A 26,394-nucleotide genomic window follows, 5' to 3' on the forward strand; every position below is an offset into this window, starting at 1 on the left:
ATTCTAGCCAAGTTTTAGGCGAATAACACTTTCTAAGAATATGTAAGTTATCAATAACAAGATTATTCCCGCCAGAAACATCATGTAAGCTTGCCTTGGCTTATAAGCGTACTTTGTACTTTGATACATTACTATCAACCCTGCTGCCCCTAAAGAATAAAGAGCAATTGCAATGACGCTGTCGTATATGAATTGTTCTGACAACCGTGGATAGAGTAAGATGAAACCTACCCCGCTGCCTCCGTAATACGATGGAAGTGGTCTCATTACAATGTTGTATATACCGCCTCCAAACAAAAACACTGCAAAACCCATGATGAGTACTGATATGATAAGGGTTGATGGTTTTGTTGCTGATAATTTTTTGTATAATCTGTTCAGGGAGAACGACATAGAGGAAATTTTTTTCTTAACTGGTTTTGACATTTTCTTTTTCTCCGCTTTTGCTTAGGTATTCTGACACTTCTTTAGCCCATTCTCCTGTTAACGGATTCTTAGCAATCTCACTTAAATACTCTTTCCAAGAAATTTCTAGAGCTTTCTTCCACTGTTCATATTTTTTCAGTATGCTTTCATAAGCCTTGAAATGTAACTCGCAATAATGGTTCTCGACTGCTTCTCTACTACATATTGCGCATTTCAATTCTTTTTTTCCTCTCCTCTATTAAAGGACATTGCGGATTAAAACATAACGTCCACGGGCGTCTTCCTTTAATTTTAACCTGGACGGTAGGCCAACCGCATCCGCGGCAGTTTCTTCCAAGAGGCTTTATTGTTCCTCTTTGCGGTAGTGGAAATGATGTTTTGCATAATCCTTTGAAGTAGTTAGTGCAGCCAATGAAGCGTTTGCCTGTTTTTCTTGAGTATAATATCATTAGTTTTCCGGTGTTACATATTGGGCATGTGCCTATTGTTCGTTCTTCAATTCTTGATTTTTTTATTGCGTTGCTTAGTTGTTCGCCTATTATTTTTTCTTTTGTTTTAAGTTCAGTCACTACTGGTTTGAGAATTTCCACAGCGTCTACAAGAACATTTTCTCTCTTTTCTTCGTTCAATTGTATTTTATTCATTCGTTCCTCAAGTTCCTTCGTTAGTTTTATTGAAACAACTGTTGGGCAATATTTTTCCAGAACTTCCAGAACATCGAAGCCCAAGTCTGTTACAACGATTCTTTCGTCTCGAACGTATCTTCTATCATAAAGTGTTTGTATAATATCTGCTCTCGTTGCTTTTGTTCCGATTTCTGCTTCTTCCATTTTTTTAAGCAGACTGCCAGGGTTGTATCTTGGTGGTGGTTTTGTGAATTTGTCTTCTGCGATTACTTTTTTGATTTTGATTGTTTGTTTCTCTTTTATTGGCGGTAATAGGACTTCTTCTGATCTTACATAGGGTCCATAGAAACGTAGCCAACCTTCTTTTAGGGTTTGTCTTCCTCTTAGGTAGAAGTGATGTCCGTTGACGTTGATGTTAATTCTCATGCTTTGTCTTATGGCTGGTTCATCAAAAACTGCCATGAATCTTCTTACTACGAGGTCCCAGATGTTTCTTTCAGAGTCGTCAAGTTCTCTTTCTGGCAGTTTTCCAGTTGGATAGATGGCTGGGTGTGCGGGGTCTTCCTTTTTTCCTTCTTTCGGTTTTAGTTCCGGCTTTGCTAGCAATTCTGCTGTGAGTTTGCTGTATTGTGGAAGCTTGTTTAGATTTTTCAGAATTGCCTCGTAGCCTATTGCTGGTGGAAGTTTTTGGCTGCTTGTTCGCGGATAAGATATTAAGGCGTCTAGGTATAGGCGTTGAGCGATGTTTGATGTTCGTCTTGGCGTGTATCCGAATAAGCCGTAGGCTTCGCTTTGTAGAGCGCCTAAATCAAAGGGTAGCGGCGGTGATTGTTGGAATTGTTTAACGTCGATTTTTTCAACTGTTCCATTTTTTTCTTTGCACGCTCTTAGGATGGCTTCTGCTTCTTTCTTTGTCTCAATTGTTTCCTTTTCATACTCTGCCTCGAAGGGTTTTCCATCTATTTCCCCTTCAGCCTTGATTTCCCAGTACGGTGTTGGCACGTAGCTTCTGATGGATTTTTCTCTGGCAGCAAGAAACTTTAAGGTTGGTCCTTGCACTCTTCCCGTGCTTAATGTGGCGTATTTCCCGCTCCAGTCTCTTGCTGCTATGGTTAAGGCGCGGGAAAGGTTCACGCCGTAAAGCCAGTCAACTTCATGTCTTGCGCGTCCAGCTTCTATCAGTGCAAAATCTAATTTTGGTAACGGCTTCGTGTACGATTCTTCTAATTCTTCTTTAGTTAGAGTGGAGTATTTCATTCGTTTTGCAACGTTTTCCTTGTCACCGCATGCATATTTTAGTATGCAATATCCAATGATGCTTCCTTCAATGTCGTAGTCGCAAGCGTCAATGAACAAGTCAGCCTCGTTTGCCAACTTTGATATGGTCTCTAACCAAGTGCGAATTTGCTTTACGCCTCTCTCGGCGATGTATCTGGGTACCCATTTGAAACCAAAAACGGGATAGTAATTTCTTCCTCTTCTTTCTTCTGCAACTGTGTATAAATGTCCAAGAGCAGGAACGACAACTATTTCCTTGTCCCGTTTAGCCACATAATATGGGACCCCCTTTTCCTCCATTTTTTTGGCTTTTCCCTTTGCGTCAAGGGCTAAAGCTATTCTTTGTGCAGCGTCCGGCTTCTCGGTCACAATTAATGTGTATTTTCCCATGGTAGCACAAACCACGTAGCCTATTGGAAATGGTTTCCCAGAATTAAGTGTTATCTGAAATTAAAAGTTTCTGTGCCGGACAAATGAGGTTGTATGCCTTGACCAGCAATTGATAAATATGCGAGAGAACTTTATTGCTTTGTCGTGAAAGGAGTGGGTTGCGTTGCCTCAGCGGGTTGTATGTCAACAGTGTGGTTGTGTTTTGTATGAAGGCGCTGAAATCAAACCTCCTGATGAAATTTTACATCAACATAATGGAAAATGTCCGGGATGTGGAAAGAAACTTTCGCTAATTCCCATTAATGTGGAAGTTAAACCGGTAAAATAAAAACTGCTGGGATAATTCTTGACTGAAAAAATCCGCAGGACACAGCTCTACGAAATACACAAGCGAACGGCAAAAATGACTGTTTTTGCAGGCTTTGAAATGCCCCTATGGTACACAAATGTGACACCTGAACATTTAGCCGTGCGAAACAATGTTGGCATTTTTGATATTTCACACATGGGACGAGTAATAGTCAGTGGTCCAGACGCGGAGCGCTTTTTGAATTATGTCATAACAAATGATGTTTCAAAGCTGCTACCAAACAGTGCTCAATATTCAGTCATGTGCAACGAGAAAGGCGGTATAATCGATGATTTCGTTGTTTATCGATTAGAAATGGAGAAATTTTTGGTAGTTTTCAATGCAAGCAATCGAGAAAAAGACTATAACTGGCTGGTCAAAAACTCTAAGGAGTTTAACGTGAAAATTGAAGAAGTTTCGGATAGCGTAGCGATGTTTGCGGTTCAAGGTCCAAACGCTGAAAAAACCTTAGCGAAAATTTCCTCTGAAGATTTGAGCAAAATTGAAAGATTCAAATGCGGACACACGCGTTTATCAGAAGTGGAAGTTTTTATTTCCAGAACTGGTTACACAGGCGAAGATGGATTTGAAGTTTTCGTGTGGAATGCCTCACTCGCTAAACCAGATAACGCGGTGAAATTATGGAATGCCATTCTCGAGGCTGGAAAAACCTTTGAAATAAAACCATGTGGCTTAGGAGCCAGAGATACGTTGAGGCTGGAAGCTGGAATGTGTCTTTATGGAAATGATATAGACGAGAACATAACGCCTTTAGAAGCGGCATTAGGATTTGTGGTGAAACTTCAAAAAGACAACTTCATAGGAAAGGATGCTTTGCTGAAACAGAAAACTGAAGGGATTAGACGCAAAAGGGTGGGAATACAAATGATAGACCAAGGAATACCTAGACTGGGCTTCGAAATTTATGGTGCTGATGGCGCAAAGATTGGATACGTGACAAGTGGAACGTTTTCTCCATTATTGCGGTATGGCATAGGGATGGGTTACGTGGAAGTGTCCAAAGCCTTGGAGGGAAACATCGTAAACGTGAAAATACGTGGCAAACTGGCGCATGCAAAGATAGTGTCCTTTCCATTTTATGATGCTGAAAAATATGGGTATAAACGGAAAATCACAATGTGAAAAATCATTAGATAACCGCAAAGGAAATAAAACACCTCATTAATCTCTGTAGGAGAGATGAATTCAAAATGAAGTTTCCAGCAAGAGAGCGCATTGTCAATGCTTTGAAAAGTCTTGGAAAATTGCGAATTAAAGTAAGTCATGGCGCAATAATGGCTTCTTCGGCTTTGTTGCTCATCCTTTTAGTAGCGTTTACCATTCGCATCTTTCCATTGCGCTGGGAAATCCAAACAGGCGCACTACATCTTTCCGAATTTGACCCTTACTACCAGTATAGTTTAACAAGCTATATGGTTAAAAATGGCTTGCTTTCACCTTATTGGCCAACTCAATGGGTTGACACACAACGTTGGTACCCTGGTGGAATAAATATGGGCATGTCCTATCCAGCATTGCCGATGACTGCTGCTTCGTTTTACATGGTAGTTACAGCGCTAGGCGTAAACATTGATTTGATGAGTTTCTGTGCGTTGTTTCCTGCAATAATGGGCACACTAGCCTGTTTTGTGATTTTTTTCCTTGGCAAAGACATTGGTGGAACATCTGTGGGATTGTTGGCATCCCTCTTTCTAGCTCTGAGCCCTTCTTATATTCAAAGAACTTCCCTAGGATTTTTTGACGATGAAACAATAGGCATATTTGCCCTTTTGCTGTTCGCGTTTCTATTTTTAAGAGCGATTGAAACAGAAAGACCTGTAGGTTCGAGTGTGAAATATTCAGTTGGTTCAGGCTTAGCGTTGGCATATTTTATTTCTGGATGGGGCGCCGCGTTCTATCCGATTGCTCTCACTGCACTCTTCGTTTTCTTGTTAATTCTGTTAAAAAGGTACACTTCGCGGCTCTTATTATCGTATAGTCTGACCTTTGGTTTAGGATTATTTATAGCTATAAACGTCCCTTATATTTCACCAACTTATCTCACTGCTTCCGTTATTTTGCCTGTTGCCGGAGTTTTCGTTCTATTATGTACTTGCGAGATACTTCGCGTTTTGTCGTCAACAAAATCAAAAGTGCTTTTCGTTGCGTTACTTTTGGCACTACTAGTTGGCGGTTTTGCTGTGCTTTGGCAGCTAGGCTACATGCGGACTATAGCTGGGAAGTTCTTTTCCGTTATTAACCCTCTTGCACGGGCAGAATCTCCTCTTGTGGAGTCTGTTGCTGAGCACAGAATTTCAGCGTGGGGTTCCATTTATTATGAATTAGGCATAGGAATAATTTTCTTCATTGTTGGCTTCTACTTCCTTCTTAAAAATCTTAACAATAGAAACTTGTTCATGTTGCTGTTTGGTATCACGTCGCTTTACTTCGCCAGTTCCATGGTGCGTCTGCTTGTCCTTTTGGCTCCTGCTTTCGCCATTTTAGCTTCCATTGGCATAACGGGTGTTTTGAAACCCTTTATCGCCTTATTAAAAGAGCCTCCAAAGATTATTACTAAAAAGAAGTTCGGTTTGGAACATGTTGGAAAAGAATTCAGCGGAGTTGCTATTCTTCTCATATTCATTATTTTAATGACTAACTTTGCTTTTTCACCGCAATCTGGCGGAATACCGAAAGTCTACAGTCAAGCCTATGCTCCAGTAACTATTACTGCTGGAAGCCTTCCCATAGTTCCTAATCAACCAGTGCAAGAATGGCTAGACATGCTAGACTGGCTGAAAAGCAACGTGGGATATCTACCAATAGAAGAAAAAGTTGTTTGCAGCTGGTGGGACTATGGATACTGGCTAACCATACTTGGAAACGTAACATCCCTTGCAGACAACGCTACAATAAATGGTACCCAAATAGAGAATATAGGTTTCACATTCATGGCTAACGAAACCCAAGCAGTGGACATGTTGAAACGTTACAACGCAAAATACGTTTTAGTATTCACAACGCTCTCGGTGGGACAGCAGAATAATCAATACTATGCAAGCTGGGCTGGTTACGGCGACGAAGGAAAATGGATGTGGATGGCGCGCATCTCTGGCAAGGCAAAAGATCGATTTATACAGGAAGGTATTCTTGATGAAAGCTCTGCGTGGACTGACGAAGCAACTTTCGGGAATTACACAGAGAATAGATGGACTTGGAATGATGTAGGAAAAAACTCCACAATATATAAATTCATGCTTTACGGGAAACAGAGATGGTGCGGGGTCAATAATGCTATGGCTGTCAATGAGCAAGGACAACAGGAACCTTCTATAGAACTATTGTACTTTAAAGAAGCTTACATTGCTGGATTGAATTTGTCTCCAAGCGATGCCCAAAGCAAATATGGCAATCTTGTTCCATTAGTGTGCCTTTACGAGATTAAGTATCCAAACTAGCAAAGGAGAGATAGCTTGTTTCCTAAGGTTCCGGACTACCATAAACCAAATAAGCCTTTAATTCCAAACGGTTTAGGCGTAATCTATGTTCTAGTAAGCGTAACCTACCTCTTCGCCTTGTATTATTTTAACCAACCGCCAGCGTCTAACAATGTTTCTTCTGCTTTGACATTGGCAGTTTGCATTTTGTTTGGAGGCTTTATGGGTTTGCTTGATGATTGGATGGATCTGCGGTGGCGTTACAAGGCTTTCTTCCCTCTTATAGCCTCTATACCACTCGTTTCTTTAGCAATAAAGCTTGGACTGCGTACCTCTTTGGCGATTCCGTTTTTTGAGCCTTTAGATTTTGGTCTTCTCTATTATTTTGTGATTATTCCGTTAATTGTGACTATAACTACTAATACCGTGAATCAGCTTGGAGGACTGAACGGCTTAGAAACAGCTTGCCCCGCGATTGTTTTGGTTGGGTTGATGGTTGTTTCTGGAGAACATGCCGTTATGCTGTATGCTCCATTAGTTACGTGGCTTTTTCTTGCCATTCTTAATTTTCAAGGGAAAATTTTTGTTGGGAACACGGGGTCTTTTGCGATTGGAATAACGTTAGCTGCTTTCGCTATTATTTCGGATGTAAAATCTTTTTTGATTATTTCCATATTGCCGTATGTTTTAAATTCAGTGCTTATTCTGTTCGCTTATTTCTTTTATAAGTCTAAGGCGCAAGTTATGTTTGATGGTAAAAAGTTGTCTTCAGACCATAGACGCAGTTTGGTTACTTTGATTACTTATTATCGTCCTTTGACTGAACGGCAAGTAGTTGTTATAATTTCGCTTCTTTTTGCAGCTTCAACCACACTTGCTTTACTAATTTACTAGCGTTCAAGTTGATGTCTTTTCTTAGCTGTATGTATTATGGTGTTACACACAAAAGGCAAAAATCAGTTTTAAGCGAGGCTTAATTGCAAGAGGTTAGAGGACTAGCTCACCATGTAATTGGCTAATGTGAGGAATCAATTATTTGCCCAGCTTTGTATGTTCCAAACGTTTCGGTTAAAGTGGAAATCACTAATTTGGTAGGTGTTCGTCTGGGTGCAAAGGGCGGTGGAGTTGAAAATATTAATTTTGATGTTAAAGCAAAGCTGGAAGAAAAAGAACGCAAAAGCCAAATGGTTGTTGTGGGTTTTGGTTTGCTTTTGAATACCAAGCCGAATGTTGTGAAATTTGAGATTGAGGGCACAGCAACCATAATGGGTAAGGATGCGGAAATCAAAAAAATGTTAGAAGTTGACCCGGAAACTAAAGTGCCGTATGTTTTCCAAAGCATTTACCAGCATGCCTTTACTGCCATGTATTTGATGTCGACAATTTTGAACGCACCTCCCCCTCCTAACAATTTGCTTGTCCCGCCGAAACAAGGAGTTCCAGTTGAGGACGTAAGCGTTGAAGTTGGAACAGAAGCGGTTGAGGCTGTGAGTGTTCAAGCTGCAACGGCGGCGGAAGAAGAGACAAGCGAGGTCAGTGCTTCTGCAAAATGATTTGCAGTAAACGTTTAATAGTCTAAAACTCTGTGCATAAGGATTATTGGCGGGTGAGTGGGCCTCCACCCGTTCCGCCACTAATAAACCCCGGGAGTAGGAGGTGAAAAAGTGAAATTTGACACTAGAGACGTAGCCTTAACGGTTGTTTTTACAGCATTGTACGCCCTAATCAACATTGCTCAATCGTTTTCTCCCTTTGGAAATCCTTCAATTTACGGACCCGTTCAATTGCGTATTTCAGACTTTTTGATTGCGTTAGCCGCTTTGCTTGGAATGCCCGTTGTCATCGGAGTTACAGCTGGATGTGTTGTCGTCAACATGATTGGACCAATAGGACCTATCGATGTAATCTTTGGCTCTCTTGCAAATCTGATAGCAGCAGGCTTTGTAATGTTGCTGAGAAAACATAAGCTATTAGCGTGCATTGTAGGCTCTTTACCGATAGGAATAATCGTTGGTGGAGGATATCTGTGGATGTTCTATCCTTATCAACCTACAGAGCTTGCTTTTATGCCAGCTTGGATTACAACGCTAATCAGCATTTTAGTTAGCAGTTTGATAGCCATTGCAGTTATTGGCTACATAGTCCTCCAAATATTCAGCAGACCGACAATCATTGAACCGTTGAAATCACGTGGTTTAAAGGTGCTGACAGACGACTAATAATGTTACGAAAATCACATGAACCTTTCCAGTTTTGTTAATCCTATTATTTCGTCAAAGTCTAAGCCTAACGCGTCTAGTACTTGGTCGAATGTTGAATGCAAGTAGGCTATGTACTTATCTACATCAATTTCATTGTTTGTTGCTAATTCAACGGGTTTGACGTGAGGCTCCTTGGCAACTTTTACAAAGCTTATCAAGTCGCCTGCTCTCAGTTCTACTCCGTTTTCTTTCAGTATTTTTGCGGCTTTGACATGTTGTGGTGTTGTTTTTGTGTAACGTTCCAGTTCTTCGCCTAAGACCACGTTGAATGCTAAATCGTTTAGGCTTTCCCATTCTCTCCGTTTTAGTCGCATGTAGCAGTCGCGGATTATTTGGCTTATGTCTTTTTTGGCGTTTTCGAAATCTGCTGGTGTCTTAACCGTTGCTAAGCGTTCTTTCATTCGGTCAAAGGCTTTTTTGATGAATGGTGGAATGTGCTTCTTCTTGCCTGTTAATCCTTTCACGTCTACGCTTCCGTCTTCAAAAACTCCGAGATAGTTCTTTTTGCGGGAGCTGAAAACGGAGTATCTGTAAACTTTGTCTACGTCTAAGCTCATTTTTAATTCGTGTTCTGTCCAGTGGGCGAGTTTTTCGATTTGTTCTTTTGAGGGGTTTTTTAGGAATATGCTGTCTGTGTCGCCGTAAAGAACTTGAATGCCAAGCTGCTCTGCCTTGTTTAGTATTTGTGTTAGCGAATGTCTTGCGATTGCTGCGGTTGCTTCAGCCACAGGTGGGCAATAGAGGTCGAAGGTTTCTGCTCCGAAGACTCCGTAACTGGCGTTCAAGATTACTTTGAGCGCTCCTTGAATTAGATTGTACCAGCTTCGAAGTTCATTTGGTAACGTTTTGTCTTTTGTTTTCGGCTTGTACCATTGCACTCGCAAGTCTCTGAGTGAGCCGATTAAGAGGCTTTCTAATGCGCGTTTTTTGGTGCAGACCCAATGTGGCGTGTCTGGGATTAGATTGCTGCGACATTCTTGGTGTTGGCAGAGTATGGATTGGTAGCCGAGGTTCCAAACTTTTATTATTGATGGGTACAGGCTTGGAAAGTCCATGACTGCAACGTTGAAGTGGACGCCGGGTGTGGGTTCAACAACTATTGCGCCTTTGTATTTTTTGCCTTTGATTATGGCTTTGGTTACTGTTTTTCCTTTTACTGCGAGGATGTCTTCCATGTTTGGAATGAGCATGTTTTTTCTGCGGTGTTCGTGGTGCATGAAGTTTCTTATCCAACGTGAAACGCCTTGGCGGCTTACGTCTTCCATTGGCATGCTGCTGATTCTGGCTAAAACTAGAATTAGTTTCATGACTAGTTCGTCTTCGAAGCTTGTTAGTTTAAAGGTGATTTCTGCGTCTCTGAAGCAGTATTGGGCGAGTTCCGTGTAGGATAGTTCGCCTAAACTTTTTTCCAGTTTGATTTTTTCCATTCCGATTAGGGCTTTGCCTACGTCGTCTAGAGTTACGTCGCGGTATCGGTTGTTGAAAGCGTAGATTTGGATTGAACGGTTGAAGAAAAACTTGTACAAGTCAATGTGCACGCCATACTTTAATAGGCAAACGCGCCTGCCAACCTCTATTGGAATTTCACTTCTTTTAAAGCCAAAATTTAATGCTCTATGCGCTAAATACCGTAAATCGAAGTCGTCACCATTGAATGTCAATGCGAAAGGATAATTCCATAAAGCGTCAAACACGGCTCTGATGAGTTTTTCTTCTGAGTCAAAATATTCTAGGGTTACGTCGGCTGGTAAGCATTCGGTTCCTTCGCGAATTCCTTCGCGTTTTAAGAGTAAGACTTTCTTTTGTCCGTCTGAACCGTAAAGTGAAACGCACACGATTGGGTAAGCTGCTTCTCTGGGGTCGGGCATTCTTGTTGGGACTGGTGTATAAACTTCGATGTCTAGGGCTACGCGGTGGAATTTTGGAGCTGAATACTCTAACAGCCTAGCCCATTGCTCAATATATTGAAGTTCCTCATCCGTGGCTTCTTTGAAAATTTCACGTATGCTGTGAACCATTCTTTCGGCATCTTCAAGGCTTTTCGGAACCAAATCACCATTTTTTACTTCATAAAGCATTCCGGGCTGAAGGTTCCTATCGTAAATGTATGATTGGTAATACTTTATTTTTGATTCCCAAACCTTAATTTTCTCCGGCTCAATGGGAGTTTCTGAAACTTTTGGGAAATCTTCTGGAATTATGTCTCTTATGCACCCAGTTGGGCGTCCGCCCACTGCAAGTGGGTCTTTTGCAACAATTTTCGTTACTTTTACATTTCGTTCTGATAATGGGTCAAATTTTTCAACAATTTCGAAATGGTCGAATCCTTCATGCTGTGTTAAGCGAGTGATTTTTTCCAGTTCGTATTGTGAAAGGTTGGTTAGGCAATAGGGCTTATGCCCAGTGTTGTCGTACCAGAAGTAGATTTTGCCGGCGTGTGGCTCGTAAAGTTTGATTAGGGCTTTTCCAGTTTTTCCGTCGTAGGTGGCTGAAACAAAATAGGACGGTGGCAAGTTATCGGGTGCCAACGGTGGAAAAGCATATTCTTTCTTTTCTTTTATTATGGTTTCCGTGAAGGGTAAGGCTTCCGCTTCGTTTTCCTTTAAAGGTTTAGCTTCAACTTTAGAGAAATCCTCTAGACGCCTCTGTGCCATTCTAGTCCTGTACCCGTTTAATTCTATGAGAGGTATAGACTAAAATCTCTTACTAATGCTAATTTGAGTTATTGGCCGCATTTCGTCTTTTTGAATGTCTTTGATTAGTTCTTCTATTTTTAGCAAGCCTATGTTTCCATGCCCATGTTTTCTAACCGCTATCTTTTTTGTTTCTGCTTCATGTTTGCCGCAGATTATCATGTATGGAATTTTCTGAAGTTCTGCTTGTCTGATTTTGTAGCTCATGGTTGAGGAACTGTTGTCAATTTCTGCTCTTACACCTCGACTCAACAGTTTTCTATGAACCCTTTCAGCATATTCCATATAATAATCACTGATTGGTAGTATCCTCACTTGTATAGGTGCCAACCATGCTGGAAGATTGCCTTTGTGGTGTTCTATCAGGATGGCAAAGAATCGTTCAATGGCTCCTAGAAGGGCTCGGTGAATCATTATGGCTTCGCATTTTCTTCCGTCTTGTCCAATATAATTTATGCGAAAGCGTTTTGGCAAGTTGAAGTCGAATTGAATGGTTGTACATTGCCATTCTCTGCCAGAGGCATCAATTACGTTGACGTCAATTTTTGGGCCGTAAAACACTGCTTCGCCTTGCATTTATGATAGTTTATTTCTTTTTCTTTGAGTGCTTTTGCCAGAGAGTTCTGTGCTAGTTGCCATTTTCTTTCTGAACCCATGTATTTTTCTGGTTGGTTTGGGTCTTTTGTAGAAAGATATACTTTGTATTTGTTGAATCCAAATTTCTGCAGCATACGTTCTGCAAAGTCTATAAGCTTCAGTATTTCGCTGTAGACTTGTTCTTTTGTGCAGAAGATGTGTGCGTCGTCTTGAGTGAACCCTCTTGCTCGTAGTAATCCATGCAACGTGCCTGAGCGTTCATACCTGTAAACTGTTCCCCATTCTGCGTATCTTATGGGAAGGTCTCTGTAGCTTCTAGGCTGAGACTTGAAGATTTGGATGTGAAATGGGCAGTTCATTGGTTTCACAACGTAAAATTCTCCTTCTTTCTCGAAGACGTACATGTTTTCCTTGTAATAGTCCATGTGTCCGGAAACCTTCCAGAGCTCTCCTCGAGCTATGTGCGGCGTGCAAACTAGTTGATACCCATTTTTCAAATGTTCTTTTTCCCAGAAATCTCTGATTACCTGCGAACCATCGCACCTTTAGGATGCCAAAGAACTAAGCCTATGCCCACTTCTTCATCTATGGAGAATAAATCCAGTTGTTGACCGAGGAGCCTGTGGTCTGCATCGGATAACTCTCTTTCCTTATTTTTATTTTCTAAAACTCTTGGGTTCACGGGGTTTTTAGGGGTGCTTCTACTTTTTAGAAATCGTTTAGGATTGTGTTTCTAAATACCCCATTTGTAAAACCTCAAGCCAATAATGCATAAGCCTATTTATCTTTTGTTGTTTAACAATATTCAAGTGTGGGAATACAAAATTGCTCAAGGAAGCTTGGACGCTTGCTATTGAAGCTTTAAGCTGGATGGAAATGCGAAGATTAAGCGAGCGGTTAGCTTTAGCGAAAACTGTCCAGCAATTAGGCATAAGCGATGCGGATGCAGTACGATTGGCTCACATGCTTGTGTGCGAAACAGTAAGGCGACGAAACTTCATAGACACATTCATAAACAAAACATTAGAACCAGAAACAATAGACGAGTTTGACCTCGGCGTTCAAGCTTTTTTGCGGCTTTATGTTTACCAAACGCGAATAGCCAAGAACTGGTCTAAAATCGACATTAAAGAAGCTGAGAATATAGCCAAGCTTGCCCGTTCTATTCTCGGCTGGAAAACTCTCAGAAAAGTTGAACGTATCCTTGGTGAGTTGTTAACGCAAAAGCCAAAGCTGATTCTTGAAGGCGTAAGCGACGAAGAAAGAATTGGACTTTTAACGTTTCATCCAACATGGTTCGTGAAATACTGCTTAAAGACGTTCGGAAGACAAGAAACCATAACTCTTTTAGAGGCAAATATGCAGTCGCCGCTGACATACATAAGAGTGAATACGCTTAAGGCTGGCGAAAACGAGATTTTAAAAAAACTTGTTGAAGAAGGCATTAAAATTGAGAAAGTTGAGCAGCTAAGACACGCATACAAGTTTCTTAGCGCAAAGAAACCCTTAACCCAAACCACAAGTTTTCGCGAAGGCTTATTCTACATCCAAGACAAAGCAAGCTGCTTCGCGGCAGAAACAGCAAATCCCAAACCCGGAATGACTGTTTTAGACGCTTGTGCTGCGCCTGGAGCTAAAACCACATATTTGGCTCAACTCATGCAGAATCAAGGCGATATATTTTCTGTGGATTATTCGAAGCGAAGAATGAACGTGTGGAAGAACGAAGTTGCACGCATGGGCGTTGCGAATACAGTGCCAATCATCGCTGATGCATGCAGCCAGCTGCCTTTCAATCTTGAAGCCGACATTGTAGTTTTAGACCCGCCTTGCACAAGCACTGGCGCATTTGGAAAATTGCCTTCTGCAAAATGGAGGCTTACAAGGCGTTCTATTGATAGGATGGCTGAGATTCAATGGCGGATGATAAACAATTGCGCGGCGCACGTGAAGTCCGGAGGCACTCTGGTTTACTCCACATGCAGCATAACATTAGAAGAAAACGAAATAATCATTGAACGATTTCTAAAATGGCATCCAGAATTCGCTTTGGCTGAAATAACTCCGAAAATAGGCTTACCCGCACTGAGAGGACTGGAAAAATGCCAAAGACTATACCCGCATATTCACCAATGCAATGGATTCTTCATCGCCAAACTATCAAAAGAATAAGACCCAGGTGAATTCCTCTTTCTCCATAAAATTGAATCTATATATAAGGGAGGGCTATACACACGCAAACACACAGTTTTTTTGGCTTTTTCAATAATAGTACGACTTAACTTCTTCTATTTTCGTCCACTCTTGCTAGACTTTTCCAAACAGCACAAGGCCTCAAAAATCACTTTAGCCGCTTGAACAGCCGAAACTCCTTGGTCATAATTTGGCGCCACTTCCAAAACATCAAAGCCCACAACCCGCTTATCACATAAATCGCATAGAATATCCAGCAAAACGTGCGGTTCTAACCCTTCCGGTTCCGGATTCTGCACTGCAGGCGCGAATGCAGGGTCAAGCACATCCATGTCCACAGACAAGTAAATGCTCTCGCATCCTGCAAGTTTCTCATGCAACTGCTTTATAACACGCTTAACTCCATCCTTTCTAATCTGTTGCGCCGTGAAAAATTCTATCCCACTTTTCTTTGCGTAAGCTAACTCTTCCTTGCAAACAGCTCTCGTGCCAACCTCAACAATTTTCGCAGGCTTAACCTTTTCATTTATCCTACGCATAAAAGTCGTGTGAGAAAGCGTTAACCCCATAAACTCACTACGCAAATCCAAATGTGCATCAAAACTCACAATCGCCGTTTTAGACGCCCTTTTCCCCAACCCCTTCGCAACACCCAACGTAATAGTATGTTCTCCACCAATGGTTACTGGAATTTTTCCAGCTTCCAAAATATCCGCAACCACCAACCTAATTCTTTTCAAAGTCTTTTCCGTGTCTGCAAGCACATGCAAATCACCCAAATCATGCAATTGCAAATCCTCAACATCCACATCCGTGCGAAAACTGTAAGTTTCTATATTAAGCGACGCTTCACGAACCGCATTTGGACCAAACCTTGCCCCAGTACGATAAGTACTTGTAACATCAAAGGGAACGCCAAAAATCACATACTTCGCTTTTTCGAAAGGCTTCTGAAAACCGCTGAAAACGTTCGATTGAGAAACAAAAAACTCATGATGACTCATACATTTTCCTCTTTTTCTCTTCTCTATTTCACATTGGTGTTCTAAACTTTTTCGTTAAGCACCAACTAAAGCTAATCCACTTCTTTAATAGCTTGCCAAGAAAACATTAAATTTATTAATGTTAGTGTCAATGCATCTTTAAAAAGAGCTGTGATTGAATGTCCATCAAATCAAAATTTACCACGGAAAACATGGGAATGTACGCCGCATCCGCATTTTACATAATTGCCGGAATAATACTCCTCACCATACTACCATTCGCCAATTTCCCACTACACATCAGCATAATCGGCATACTAAGCATAGTAACAGCGTATGGATTAATTAGAAAACGATTCTGGACAATATGGCTAGTCATTATACTCTTCTTCACAGCCACAACCTTCTCAGCCTACACAATATTCACGTCCATTTCCTCACTAGGAAAGAACCTAATCTATGACATAAGCACAATTGCTTACCTAATCCTAACATGGATTTTCACAGCATACATAGCAACTAAAAGAAAAACCTTAGAAAGCTAAAACCACCTTTCTTCTAAGCCTTTAAAAAGGCGAACCAAAACCTCCTCGTCAGCATCAACAAACTGCTGGTTTTCAGCTATCTCCACGAAACCATCAGCTTTTGCAAGCGTAGTAATAGCTCCCGAAAGCCCAGATGGGACTGGTTCTGCAAGCAACCGCTTTGACTTGTCACGTTTCAACTTAACCATAACAAACGTTCGTCTACCCTTCGCTGGAAACATTCTTGTAGCCGCCAAAGCCTTAACAGTCGACAGTTCTTCTGTTTTTCGTCCCGCCAATTGCTGAATAATTGGGCGAACAAGCAAATGAAAAATTAGCAATGCCGAAGTTGGATGTCCCGGCAACGAAAAAACCAGTTTTCCATCAACCAAAGCAACCGTTGTAGGTTTTCCCGGTTTAGTCGCGATTCCACAAACAATCACTCCTGGTTTTCCAAGCGAATTCAACGTTTGTGGCATAACATCTTTCGGACCAACCGAAACTCCGCCTGAAGTTACGACCATATCTGCAGATGCCAAAGCATGTTTTAACGCTTTCTGTATCTCATCCTTATCATCTGGAAAAACACCCAAATAAACTGGTTTTCCGCCACTTTCCAACACTGCAGTGCTCAGACTGTAAGCGTTTATGTCATAGATTTTACCAAAAGACAATACTTTTCCTGGCTCCGTAATTTCAGCGCCTGTTGAAAGAACCGCAACTAGTGGAATCTTGTAAACCCTAGCCTTAGTTTTTCCAATTGCCGCTAAGACACCTATTTCTCTTGACCCAAGCACCTGTCCATTCTCTAAGACAGTTTCCCCCTCCCTAATATCTGCACCAGCTTTCATTACATTTTCATCCTTCACAACAGCATTGTAAATCCAAACTTCACTGTTCTTCCGCTCTGTGTGTTCAACCATCACAACAGCATCAGCCCCATTAGGCATAGGCGCTCCAGTTACAATCTCAACAGCTTCGCCTGAAACAACAGCTATTTTTGGCGGTTCTCCAACATTCACCACACCAGAAACTTTAAGCCTTACAGGCTTGTTCTCTTCCGCACCAAACGTGTCTTCAGCTTTCACTGCATAACCATCAACAGTTGACCTATCAAAAGGTGGAATATCCAAATCAGCGATTACATTTTCTGCGAGAACACGATTATAAGCTTCTAACAATTGAATCTCTTCAACGCCCAGAGGCTTTGGTCTAAAATATTCCAGTATAGTCTGTTTTGCTTCATCCAGCGTAAGGAGCTTTCTAAACATCTGTCTCGCCCATCTCTACATAACCGAACAAGTAAACCGTGACAGTTTCTCCTTCTGTAAGCCCTTCTCGGTTCTCTGGGACAATCACATAACCATTCGCTTTGGCCACAGTTGAAATCATTCCAGACCCCTTTGCACTCACTGGCTCGGCAAAAAACTCTCCATTTTTCTGAAAAACGCGAACGCGGACAAAAGTTTTTCTTCCCAACGTCGTAGCCACTTTTCTCGTCACCCTAGCAGTCACGACTGGTCCGAACTCCTGCTGCTTCATTCCAAGCATTCTACTGATTAACGGTCTAGCAAAAACTTCAAACCCAATCATCGCAGCAACAGGATTGCCCGACAAGATGATTATAGGCTTTTCAGCCACAACAGCAAGAGCAGTTGGCATTGCAGGGCGCATGGCAACACCATGAACGATTACCCCTGGTTTTCCAAGCTTGTTTACCGCTTCTGGAACAAGGTCTGAAAGGCCAACACTAGTCCCGCCAGTAGTTATTATCACATCAGCCGCAAATCCAGCCTTCAACTTCGAGACAATCTCAGCAACGTTATCCTTCGCTATTCCCAAATCAATAGGTTCCGCGCCTAATTCGCGGCACATTGCTGAAAGAACAAGCCTATTAACCTCAAAAACTTGTCCTTCTCCCAACTCTTCACCTACGCTAACTAACTCGTTTCCAGTGGCTAATAAGGCAACTTTAGGCGATTCAAAAACCTTAACTTTAGAAAATCCTAAAGCAGCAATTAATCCTAAATGTTGAGGTTTTAATCGAGTCCCAGCTTTCACTGCTATTTCTCCTTTCGCAATATCTTCGCCTTTTTTTGAAACATTTTCTGCTGGTGTAACTGGTGTCCAAACTTCTATTTTATCGCCAATTAGTTTAGTATTTTCCAACATGACAACCGCATCTGCGCCCTTTGGAATAGGATTTCCAGTCCACACTTGCTTAGCCTCTCCCTCATCCACTTCCCTTTCTTCAGTGACCTGAAAAACCTTAGGTTTAAACTGAGACGCTCCAAAAGTATCCTTAGCCTTAACCGCATAACCATCAACCGCTGATCTGTCGAATCTTGGCAAGTCTTCCTCTGCCACAATGTCTTCTGCTAAGACGCGATTCAAGGCTAAATCTAAAGAAATAATAACCGTTTTTGGTTTCCTGATTTGAACCGTGTCAAGGAAATTTTGTAATGCCTCATCTACTGATGTCAGCTTTTGGAATCCCTTCAGTCGCACCAAAACGCATGCCTCAAGACAGCATTGTAAGCAATAATAAAAAATGTATCGCAACAAGAAAACGCTTTAGCTTCTTCTACTCTTTCTATAACGGTAACTTTTCCGCAGATATTGCCCATAAACCAACGCTACCAAAGCAGCTATCCAAGCCGCAACATTCTGGAAAACCAAATATTTTCCAACACTATCTAAACGAACCAAAGGCTCAAAAATAGAACCCAGAGCCAAGACAAAATTTCTGAAACCCGGTGCCACAGCTAATAAAGCATTATTTACTCCAGCGAAAAACTCACCGAGTGGCGCCAGAGCTTGTGATGTGCCTTTCACAAAGTTCAATAGAGCAAGATTTGCTTTGTAGACGCTAACTATGGTCTGGTAAATAAGTTGCGGATATGCCAAAACTGAGACCAGTAGTATTAATGCGGAAAAAACCAGAATTATCGTTAAGGCACTTTTTATTGTGGCTCGAGCAAAGTGTATTTTCTGCCAAACATACGTGATACCCTTAACCTTCAGCAACCCCGATTTTATTCTTCCAAAGAACTTCCTCACTCCTCTCAGTCTCTGCTTTTTATCGTGTTTAAAGTCGCCTTTTCCTTTCTGTATTTCCGGATGTTTTACGGCTGCATGCCTTGTCAAGTATATCCAACTTGACATTAGCGCAATTACGACTGCTGCAGGGACTAAATGGAAGAGTGGACTAATCAAACCAAACATCTTGCTTTCCGGTTTTTCTTCAACGCCCAAACGCATGCCATAAAGTACAACCAAATACTCGATTAAGACAGCTATAATTAGGAATAGAATTATTGCTATTAGTCCTTTCAGTGTTGCCCAACGAATCACTAGTCGTTTTGGAGGTTTCTGACTTGACACTTAGCTCACCATCAGCTTCGTCTTAACATGTTTATGTGTGCTCTTGGAATATGCAAGTTCTCATTAAAAAATGTGACTGTGCATATTGTCTAGCGATTTCAACTCTGAATTATTACAGCCTAAATTTTCTTATTTTTGAATAAAGTGAATGTTTGATTACGGATGGTAATAGAGTTATGAAGCATTCTGTCAGGCAAGGAATTATTCAACGCATAGCATGTCTATTTCCATCTTTATCACAATGGAAATTCATGCCCACATTTAGGGCACTTGGCCATTCCACACTGCACAGAAGACGGACAACCACAACATGCAAATGCTCGACCATACGATATATCAAAGGCGAAACCACATTTTGGACATTTAACTACACGTTTCGATTGCACGCCCATTCTAAATCGCTTATCCCAAATCAACACTCAAGAAAAATTTTAAAAACTTTTCTAAAAAATTCCAAACATTTTTATGCAAAAATTCTAACAATACTAAAACAATTAATAAATATCGTAAGCCATTTCATATGAAGAACTGTTGGTATAGAACGAATTAGTCTGGGAAGAGAATGCAGAAAACGGAAAAAGCTGAAAGATTAAAAATCTACAAGGACCGTAATACGCAAGTTTTCTTAAGCAAATTTTTAAGTGGCGAAGTAAGCGAGCTTGAACCCGTTTATGACCCTAAACTGGGTTACCATTACCCTATAGTTGAGGCAATTGTTGGCGATACAGCAAGCGTGGAGTCTTTTCTGAATAGACTCTACGAAGCCAAGGTTTTGGACAGAAAACTTTACGATAAAATCATTTACTGCCCAAAATGTGGTTCTGTAAACATTTCCATCCGCTATTGCTGTCCGTACTGCAAATCGTTTGACATACAAAGAAGTGCTCTGATTGAGCATGTCAAGTGTGGTTACATGGATATTGAGGAAAATTTCCATAGGGGAAACAAATTTGTTTGTCCAAAATGCCATGAGGAACTAAAAAAACCGGATGTTGACTATCGAAAGGCTGGAGTATGGTGTAACTGTAAAGACTGTAGTAAAAGTTTTGACATTCCGGTGGCAGGGCATTTTTGTCGAGATTGTCACGTGCACTTCACATTTGAGGATGCTGTAATTAAAGACATTTACACATACAGCCTGCGAGAAGAAGCGAAAGAAGAAGCTTCTTCTGGTTGGGTTATAATTGCTCCAATTAGAGACTTTCTTACAGAAAGTGGCTTTAAAGTTGAGAGTCCCGCTTTCCTTAAGGGTAAGTCTGGCGCAAACCACATGTTTGACATAGTCGTTTATGAAGGGTCTGCTAAGGGAAAAGTAACAGTGATTGATGTTGCGACAAGTTCTGAAAATTCTGTTTCTGAGCAACCAGTAATCGCGTTGTTCGCTAAGATTTTTGATGTCTCCCCAGAAAATGCCTATTTAATTGCTATCCCGAAAATAAGCGAAAATGGAAAGAAAATGGCGGAATTATATAATATTCAAATAATTGAAGCAAAAAATCAAAAAGAAGTTATAAAAACGTTAAAAGAGAAAATGGAGAGATAAGCAGCTAATCAACCGGAAAAACTGCGATATTACCTCTTTCTGTTACAATTTTAACTATGCATTTTTCTTCTGGCAAGGTTATGTCAGTGCGAGTGTATGTTTTTTCTTCTCCAGCGTTTATGAATAAGTTTGCAGTGTGGCGTTGATGAAGGGTTGAATTGGTTACCCATATGGCGATAATGTGTGCTGTTAGTGGACTTGTATTCTTTAAATCTAAACGTGCGCCGTTGATTATTGCACTTACAGCAAAAAAGTCCACTTCCATTATAGTTTGGGGCGTGCTTAAGCCTTCATCTGTGAATTCGACAAGTAGCGTTCCGTCATCTCTAATGTAGCTTGTCCAATTATCAGTTATGTTAATTGCGTATTCGTTCCATTCATTTTGCGTAGGTTGGCTTCCTTCTGTGTTGTTGAAACAGCTGTCGCTGAAGTTTGATGAACTCCAGTTGTATGCTTTCAAGAACCATTTTTCCGTGTTTTCTGTAACGTTATATCTAACCACTATCTTAATGCCGTGAATGTAATTTAACGGGTAAGTTGACAAGTCTATTGTGAAATTATTGCGAATTGACAACTTGTAAATGTCTGACATTGTCGTTTTAAACTCAATCCAATCAACGTTGAGTTCAAACTGTGTAGAAGCGGCTTTAACTCCTTTGATTTTTATTTTCCAGTTCCCATTGGCATCTCTGAAGTTTGTTGGGTTAGTAGTTATTGTCTGGTTTTTGGTGACATCTGTTACGCCTATGATGTCTGTCATATATCCATCTCCGCTTGTTGGATACTCTCCTGTTTGGTAATTGTAAAGTTGAAATGTCGTGGCTACTCCGTCTGTCGTGAAGGAACCATCCATTGTCCATGTCAAGTTTGTCCAAGATTCAATGTTGGATGTGCCGGCGAACTCGACCTCAGCGGTTTCTTCAGTTGCTTGTTTGAAAGTACAGTAAATGCTGTACGCTCTTGCTTCATGAGTGGGATTAGGCAGGGGATTTGGAAAGTTTGCTTCAAAAGTTGAGCCCAAATAATGCCCTTGATTTGTTGCTCCTGAAGAATAGTAGAGATAGGAAAACCCGCTTCCAGAAGAGGACCACGCCACGAGCAAGTATTCTGTATTTGCCTTAAGTATTGGTTTAGGTGCGAGAAAATTGAACGTGACCCAAGTGGCAGGATTAACTGGAACAGCCTTTTCTTCTGTTTGCGCTACAAGGCTCAAGTTGCTATGTAAATAAATTGCGCATTTCATGTTTTTGGAACTAGATGTCATGCGAATATACGCAGTGATGCTTTGTGCTTCTCCATCTTTTGTGGGAGTGAAAATAGAACCAACAATAGTGTTTTCTGTATTACGAGAGCTTGTTCCAGCCACCGTATTTCCAAAGGTTTCCGTGGTATCTGAAAATACTGAAGGGTAACTGCGAAACTGCATATACGCGCCATTATTCGTTTGTAGATCAGTTAAAGAGCCAGAAACAAAAGTTGTAGAATTCAATAGAGAATAGCTTGATGGATTATACTGGATGGTTGGGATTTCCTCTCTAAAAGTTTCTGGAGAATTGTCTATGACTTTCGTATCTGTGTATGTGCCATTTAATCTAGTGCCTAAATTAATTGAAAATTCTTCTTGTGTGGTAAACCATGAAGACTGTGTGATGCGCGCAACGCTAGTAATGTTTACTGTTTCCTGCATCCTTTCTAGGTCTAGTTGGTTCATTTGGTAACTCCAAAGCACTACATTGCCAACTATAATCACTATTAGCACTAAGCTCAGCATGACCACTATCACGTTGCTTACGCCGCGTCTGTTCTGTTTAAGGCGCCGTATAGTAGCCTCCAACATGAGCCCCCCTATTAGTGACGATATCAATGTGGTATAGGTTGCCAGAAACCCAGCTGTACGAGATGTCGAGCCAGCCGTGCTTCTCGATTTCTAAATTGAAAGGATTCGTGAACGCTTGTGAAGTATGGTTAACATACACTGCGGAAACATGAATAGAAATTTTTCCGACATTGCGAAGGTATACGCGTATGTTGTCCGTTGAATTGTTAAACCATACATCTTCGATGACCACGCGCTCGCTCATGTTTTCCCGTAAGTTAGTAGTTATGACATATGTTGCTGTTGTGGCAATTGCCATGACGCCTACAGCTACAACCATAAGCAGAATATTGCTCAAAACCGGCGTTATAGCCTGCTTATCACATAAAAATCTCCTTAACATTCGCCTCATTTTTTTCCCTCTCACAAAAACAGTTTAAGGATTACATAGCCACAAATCATCATTATAAGACTGTGTTTTAGCCCAGCGTTTACCGTTCCTTCTCCCATTTTTCCAGCAACCAATCCGCCAAAGAAGGCCTGGATTATTGTCATGTGGAAAAATATACGTTGCATTTCGTGTGGCGACATCACTCCTGTCCCAATCACAGGCAAGCCTTCTATGCTAACGAAGAATGACCTAAAAAGCAATATGATTGTGAAAAGAAACACGAAAAAGGCTACATAAATTATGGCAACGTAGGGTCTCGTTTGGTTTCGTCTTTCCTTATCTAACAAAAGTGTTGTCTGTATAAACTTGCCCATCGGGTCAAAAACCTTTTCTACATGCCCTCCGGAATGACTTGCTTCTATGATTAGCGGCACTGTTCTTTGTACAAGCACAGTGTTTACACGTTTTCCCAAAGCTAAAAGTGCCTCTTCGAATGTCATGCCCCAAGATATTTGCGCATTCATTTTCTTCAATTCAGCTGTTAGGGGACCATAACTTCTTTTGGATGCTTCTTCCAATGCTTGAGGAAGAGTCATACCGGTTTCTTGAGCTTGGACTATGCTTCTGAAAAGGTTTGGTAGGTTTTCGTCTATGGCTTTTCTCCATCTATAGTCAATATAATTTAGCACTGTTGAGGGAAAAATTCCCGTAATAACTGCAAAAAACACGAATTCATCAAATGTCGCGGTTCCCCAAAACATGACGTAAGCGAATAAAACTATGGCGATGGCTGACAGTGCAGATGCAATCCAAACGATTTTTTTCATTTTATCCGATATCTTTGGCGTTTTCATCACCACTTAGGCGAAACCGCATCTAAGATTATCAGGAACATTATAGAGCCAAGCGGAATCCCAATGTAAGTGAGTATTTGTAGTATGAGATCCGGACTTAGTATTCCTAAGTTGCCTCCTCCAAGCATTGCCATAACTGCAAGCATAATGACAAGAAGCAAGGGGGCCGTCACAAGCAAAGCCACGTAAAACTCAGCCAAAGTAGACAAAGTGTCTGAAAACTTGCGCAAACTTATTCGCTTTAGCTTCATATATTGTCCAGATTTCTCTCGAAGATACGCAGCCAAGTTACTGCCAGAGTGTATTGTTGAAATGAATCCTTCTAACATTTCATGAAATCTTTTAGATGGCGTGCGTTTTGATGCTTCTTGTAAGGCTGAAATGATGTCTAAACCGAAGAGGTTCACATTTCTAACGATGTCTTTGGCTTCTGTAGAAACGGCTAATGGAACGCTTAGATTTGATAATGAATAGAAGGTTCTTTCTGGAGAAACTCCGGCACTGGCGAGAATTGCCATGTAACCAGCCGTAAAAGGCAACTCGTCTTCCAATTCTCTCTTAAGTTTATCTGCACGGTAAATAGGGTAAAAGTAGAATCCGATAACTGAAAAGGCATCGGCAAACAAGCCGCTTCCGACGCCAAACAGCAGCGCTGGTAAAAAAGGCATGTTAAAAAGAAGAATGAACAAAAACGGGACAAAAATTAGCATGGCTACAGAAATCAACATTGCTGTTAAGATTGTTAAGCTAACGTATGCCTTAAATGAAATCTTCAGTCCAGCACTTTGCAAACTTGAATCTAAATCTCTGAAGAGTGGCAAAATACGCTCTGTCTTTCCGCCAATAAGCTGGTAAGCTACAAAATGCGGTTCTCTTAACGTAAATTTCTTCTTCGTTTGCAACTCTTTTTTCTGCGCTGAAGTTGCTGTTGGCAATTTGCACATTGCTTTGAAGCGGTTCCAGAGTTTCTTGACATTCTCGTAAGCTTTGTTGCTCATTTCAGTCCCACTCTCGCTTTTTGGAAAACACGGTTTGGGTTTGCGTAATATTCTCGAATCACGTTTGCAACGTCGGAGTGACGGCGAATTCCGGCCTTAACCATCCATTCCAAAACAATTTTTCTACGGTGCAGTTCGCGTTTAATGTCTTCTTCATTTATCCCTGTTTTTTTCATGTGCCTGTCTAAAATGGTGCTGTTGCCGGAAAAGATGAACTTGTCTTCTTTTTGGTTCCAGTGAAACACTTCTTGAGTCAGTATGTTCTTTGTTTTTCGGTCAAGTTCCACAACTTCCGCCGTTGTGCTGGCTCTTCTTGCTGGTTTTTCTTGAATCTCTGTTCTCGTCATGACCATTATGACATCAGCCATTTTTATGAGCGATTTTGGAATGTTCATTGGCTCAGATTCTAAACGATTTATTACTGCTTCAACTGATTCAGCGTGTATCGTGCTCATTCCCAGATGGCCTGTCGCCATTGCTTGAAACAGCGTGTAGGCTTCTTCTCCTCGCACTTCGCCCACAATAATATAATCTGGTCTTTGTCTGACGGCAGCTTTCAACAAGTCAAACAAGGTTATTGTGCCACTTTTTTTATCTTCATGCCCAAAGCCTAATCTTACAACGGAAGGTATCCAGTTTTCATGAGGAAGATTGAGTTCTTGCGTGTCTTCTACGCTTACTATTTTCATTTCGGGCTTAATGAACATGGATAAACAGTTTAGCATGGTTGTTTTTCCGGATGCTACACCACCGGCGACAATGACTGAAGCTCTGTTTTCTATGATATACCACAAATAGGCAGCCATTTCCGAGGAAATCGTGTTAAATGCAATTAAGTCTGAAACCGTAAGAGGGTCAACTCTGAAACGCCTAATGGTAAACGTTGAACCTCTTCGTGTCACTTCGTTCCCGTAAGTTAGTTGTATGCGGCTTCCGTCTGGAAGTGAGGCATCCAAAATTGGAGATGCGATTGAAATGTTTTTTCCAGATAAATATGCCAAGCGAATTATGAAGGAGTTTAATTCTGCTTCGTCCTTGAATATTATGTTAGTAGGCAACGATTCGTAAAGCCTGTGCCAAACGTAGATTGGTATGTTTACTCCGTCTGCTGAGATGTCTTCGATTAAGTGGTCCTTCATTAATGGGTCTATTTTTCCGTAGCCTATGAAGTCTCGTATCATGTAATATGTGAGTTTGTCGACGGCTTCTGACGGTATTTTCATTCGATATTTTTTGATTATCTCCTTCGTCTTCTGCCTCAAGTAGTTCTCTGCTTTTTCTTTAGTTTCAATATCTTTTAGATTTACGTCTATTTCTTCCATTAAGAAGGTTTTCAGCTCTTTTAGACGTTTTTCTTCTTCTTTTTGAAGCGTTGGCTCTACGACTTCATAGAGTGTTTTTTGAGTTTCTGGATCTTTTACTATGGCAGCGTAAACATAGGGTTCTTGTATGGGATAAGCTTCTCGAAAAACTGTGGGTTTCTTCTTTTCTTCTTTTAGTATTACAGCTACTTCTGTCTCTTCTAGTGTTTTCGGAGTTTGTGGTGTTTCTTGTTTCAAAGTTGGCGTTGTCTCCTTCGCTTAGAGTATTGAGTAGTTTTTCATGAATATAGTGTGTAGTAAGTCTTAATAAGGTATATGCATGTTCAATC

At 41.0% G+C, this 26,394-nt stretch carries 23 protein-coding genes; 8 read left to right on the forward strand and 15 right to left on the reverse strand.

What is annotated here, in order from left to right:
* Positions 1-3: 3 nt before the first annotated feature.
* From HM003_02400 to topA, 3 genes are read right to left on the reverse strand one after another with little or no spacing between them, the layout of a single operon-like run.
* On the reverse strand, positions 4-426 hold the full coding sequence (locus HM003_02400; GenBank protein MBX5328192.1) for a hypothetical protein: 423 nt from the start codon (positions 424-426) through the stop codon (positions 4-6).
* Positions 410-643 (reverse strand): hypothetical protein, encoded by a 234-nt coding sequence (locus HM003_02405; protein MBX5328193.1) that lies wholly within the window; start codon positions 641-643, stop codon positions 410-412. The genes HM003_02400 and HM003_02405 overlap by 17 nt, the downstream gene beginning before the upstream one ends.
* Positions 624-2,720, reverse strand: coding sequence for a DNA topoisomerase I (gene topA, locus HM003_02410; protein ID MBX5328194.1), 2,097 nt, complete (start codon positions 2,718-2,720; stop codon positions 624-626). Before topA ends, HM003_02405 begins: the two co-directional genes overlap by 20 nt.
* Before the next feature lie 358 nt (positions 2,721-3,078).
* On the opposite strand from topA, the gene gcvT reads away from it, so the two are divergent.
* The 5 genes from gcvT (at position 3,079) to HM003_02435 (ending at position 8,725) form a co-directional block, all read left to right on the forward strand.
* Complete coding sequence (gene gcvT, locus HM003_02415) at positions 3,079-4,212, forward strand: glycine cleavage system aminomethyltransferase GcvT (protein MBX5328195.1); 1,134 nt, start codon at positions 3,079-3,081, stop codon at positions 4,210-4,212.
* A gap of 68 nt (positions 4,213-4,280) precedes the next feature.
* The gene (locus HM003_02420; protein ID MBX5328196.1) at positions 4,281-6,527 is read left to right on the forward strand and encodes a hypothetical protein; all 2,247 of its coding nucleotides are present in this window, start codon (positions 4,281-4,283) and stop codon (positions 6,525-6,527) included.
* Positions 6,528-6,542: 15 nt separating this feature from the next.
* On the forward strand, positions 6,543-7,400 hold the full coding sequence (locus tag HM003_02425; protein MBX5328197.1) for a hypothetical protein: 858 nt from the start codon (positions 6,543-6,545) through the stop codon (positions 7,398-7,400).
* Between the two features lie 194 nt (positions 7,401-7,594).
* On the forward strand, positions 7,595-8,059 hold the full coding sequence (locus HM003_02430) for a hypothetical protein (GenBank protein MBX5328198.1): 465 nt from the start codon (positions 7,595-7,597) through the stop codon (positions 8,057-8,059).
* Positions 8,060-8,170: 111 nt separating this feature from the next.
* Positions 8,171-8,725, forward strand: a complete 555-nt coding sequence (locus HM003_02435; protein ID MBX5328199.1) for a QueT transporter family protein — start codon at positions 8,171-8,173, stop codon at positions 8,723-8,725.
* Positions 8,726-8,739: 14 nt separating this feature from the next.
* On the opposite strand, the gene HM003_02440 is transcribed toward HM003_02435, so the two are convergent.
* From HM003_02440 to HM003_02450, 3 genes are read right to left on the reverse strand one after another with little or no spacing between them, the layout of a single operon-like run.
* Positions 8,740-11,421, reverse strand: a complete 2,682-nt coding sequence (locus HM003_02440) for a DNA-directed DNA polymerase I (protein MBX5328200.1) — start codon at positions 11,419-11,421, stop codon at positions 8,740-8,742.
* Positions 11,422-11,460: 39 nt separating this feature from the next.
* Positions 11,461-12,036: a hypothetical protein gene (locus HM003_02445; protein MBX5328201.1), complete on the reverse strand. Its 576-nt coding sequence runs from the start codon at positions 12,034-12,036 to the stop codon at positions 11,461-11,463.
* The gene (locus HM003_02450) at positions 11,988-12,482 is read right to left on the reverse strand and encodes a hypothetical protein (GenBank protein MBX5328202.1); all 495 of its coding nucleotides are present in this window, start codon (positions 12,480-12,482) and stop codon (positions 11,988-11,990) included. The genes HM003_02445 and HM003_02450 overlap by 49 nt, the downstream gene beginning before the upstream one ends.
* Positions 12,483-12,882: 400 nt before the next feature.
* Here HM003_02450 and HM003_02455 point away from each other — a divergent pair, with 400 nt between their 5' ends.
* The gene (locus HM003_02455; protein ID MBX5328203.1) at positions 12,883-14,229 is read left to right on the forward strand and encodes an RsmB/NOP family class I SAM-dependent RNA methyltransferase; all 1,347 of its coding nucleotides are present in this window, start codon (positions 12,883-12,885) and stop codon (positions 14,227-14,229) included.
* Between the two features lie 116 nt (positions 14,230-14,345).
* On the opposite strand, the gene speB is transcribed toward HM003_02455, so the two are convergent.
* Positions 14,346-15,254 (reverse strand): agmatinase, encoded by a 909-nt coding sequence (gene speB / locus HM003_02460; protein MBX5328204.1) that lies wholly within the window; start codon positions 15,252-15,254, stop codon positions 14,346-14,348.
* A 158-nt stretch (positions 15,255-15,412) separates the two neighbouring features.
* Here speB and HM003_02465 point away from each other — a divergent pair, with 158 nt between their 5' ends.
* On the forward strand, positions 15,413-15,778 hold the full coding sequence (locus tag HM003_02465) for a hypothetical protein (protein MBX5328205.1): 366 nt from the start codon (positions 15,413-15,415) through the stop codon (positions 15,776-15,778).
* Here HM003_02465 and HM003_02470 read toward each other — a convergent pair.
* The 3 genes from HM003_02470 to HM003_02480 all read right to left on the reverse strand — a co-directional run bounded on the left by HM003_02470 (position 15,775) and on the right by HM003_02480 (position 19,141).
* Positions 15,775-17,028 (reverse strand): hypothetical protein, encoded by a 1,254-nt coding sequence (locus HM003_02470; protein MBX5328206.1) that lies wholly within the window; start codon positions 17,026-17,028, stop codon positions 15,775-15,777. The two genes, HM003_02465 and HM003_02470, sit on opposite strands and share 4 nt — an antisense overlap.
* The gene (locus HM003_02475) at positions 17,021-18,268 is read right to left on the reverse strand and encodes a molybdopterin molybdotransferase MoeA (GenBank protein MBX5328207.1); all 1,248 of its coding nucleotides are present in this window, start codon (positions 18,266-18,268) and stop codon (positions 17,021-17,023) included. Before HM003_02475 ends, HM003_02470 begins: the two co-directional genes overlap by 8 nt.
* A 63-nt stretch (positions 18,269-18,331) precedes the next feature.
* Positions 18,332-19,141, reverse strand: a complete 810-nt coding sequence (locus HM003_02480) for a hypothetical protein (GenBank protein MBX5328208.1) — start codon at positions 19,139-19,141, stop codon at positions 18,332-18,334.
* Positions 19,142-19,703: 562 nt separating this feature from the next.
* Here HM003_02480 and HM003_02485 point away from each other — a divergent pair.
* Positions 19,704-20,684, forward strand: a complete 981-nt coding sequence (locus tag HM003_02485) for a hypothetical protein (GenBank protein MBX5328209.1) — start codon at positions 19,704-19,706, stop codon at positions 20,682-20,684.
* A 4-nt stretch (positions 20,685-20,688) separates the two neighbouring features.
* On the opposite strand, the gene HM003_02490 is transcribed toward HM003_02485, so the two are convergent.
* From HM003_02490 to HM003_02510, 5 genes are read right to left on the reverse strand one after another with little or no spacing between them, the layout of a single operon-like run.
* Positions 20,689-22,521, reverse strand: coding sequence for a hypothetical protein (locus HM003_02490; GenBank protein ID MBX5328210.1), 1,833 nt, complete (start codon positions 22,519-22,521; stop codon positions 20,689-20,691).
* Entirely contained in the window at positions 22,493-22,903 is a 411-nt protein-coding gene (locus HM003_02495; GenBank protein ID MBX5328211.1) for a hypothetical protein, read from the reverse strand. The genes HM003_02490 and HM003_02495 overlap by 29 nt, the downstream gene beginning before the upstream one ends.
* Before the next feature lie 20 nt (positions 22,904-22,923).
* A complete protein-coding gene (locus HM003_02500; GenBank protein MBX5328212.1) occupies positions 22,924-23,718 on the reverse strand; it encodes a type II secretion system F family protein in 795 nt (264 codons plus the stop codon).
* Between the two features lie 26 nt (positions 23,719-23,744).
* A complete protein-coding gene (locus tag HM003_02505) occupies positions 23,745-24,743 on the reverse strand; it encodes a hypothetical protein (protein ID MBX5328213.1) in 999 nt (332 codons plus the stop codon).
* A complete protein-coding gene (locus tag HM003_02510; protein MBX5328214.1) occupies positions 24,740-26,302 on the reverse strand; it encodes a type II/IV secretion system ATPase subunit in 1,563 nt (520 codons plus the stop codon). Before HM003_02510 ends, HM003_02505 begins: the two co-directional genes overlap by 4 nt.
* Positions 26,303-26,394 lie beyond the last annotated feature (92 nt).

The sequence above is a fragment of the Candidatus Bathyarchaeota archaeon A05DMB-5 genome, assembly GCA_019685655.1.
In the GTDB taxonomy this organism is placed as follows: Archaea; Thermoproteota; Bathyarchaeia; order Bathyarchaeales; family Bathycorpusculaceae; genus DSLH01.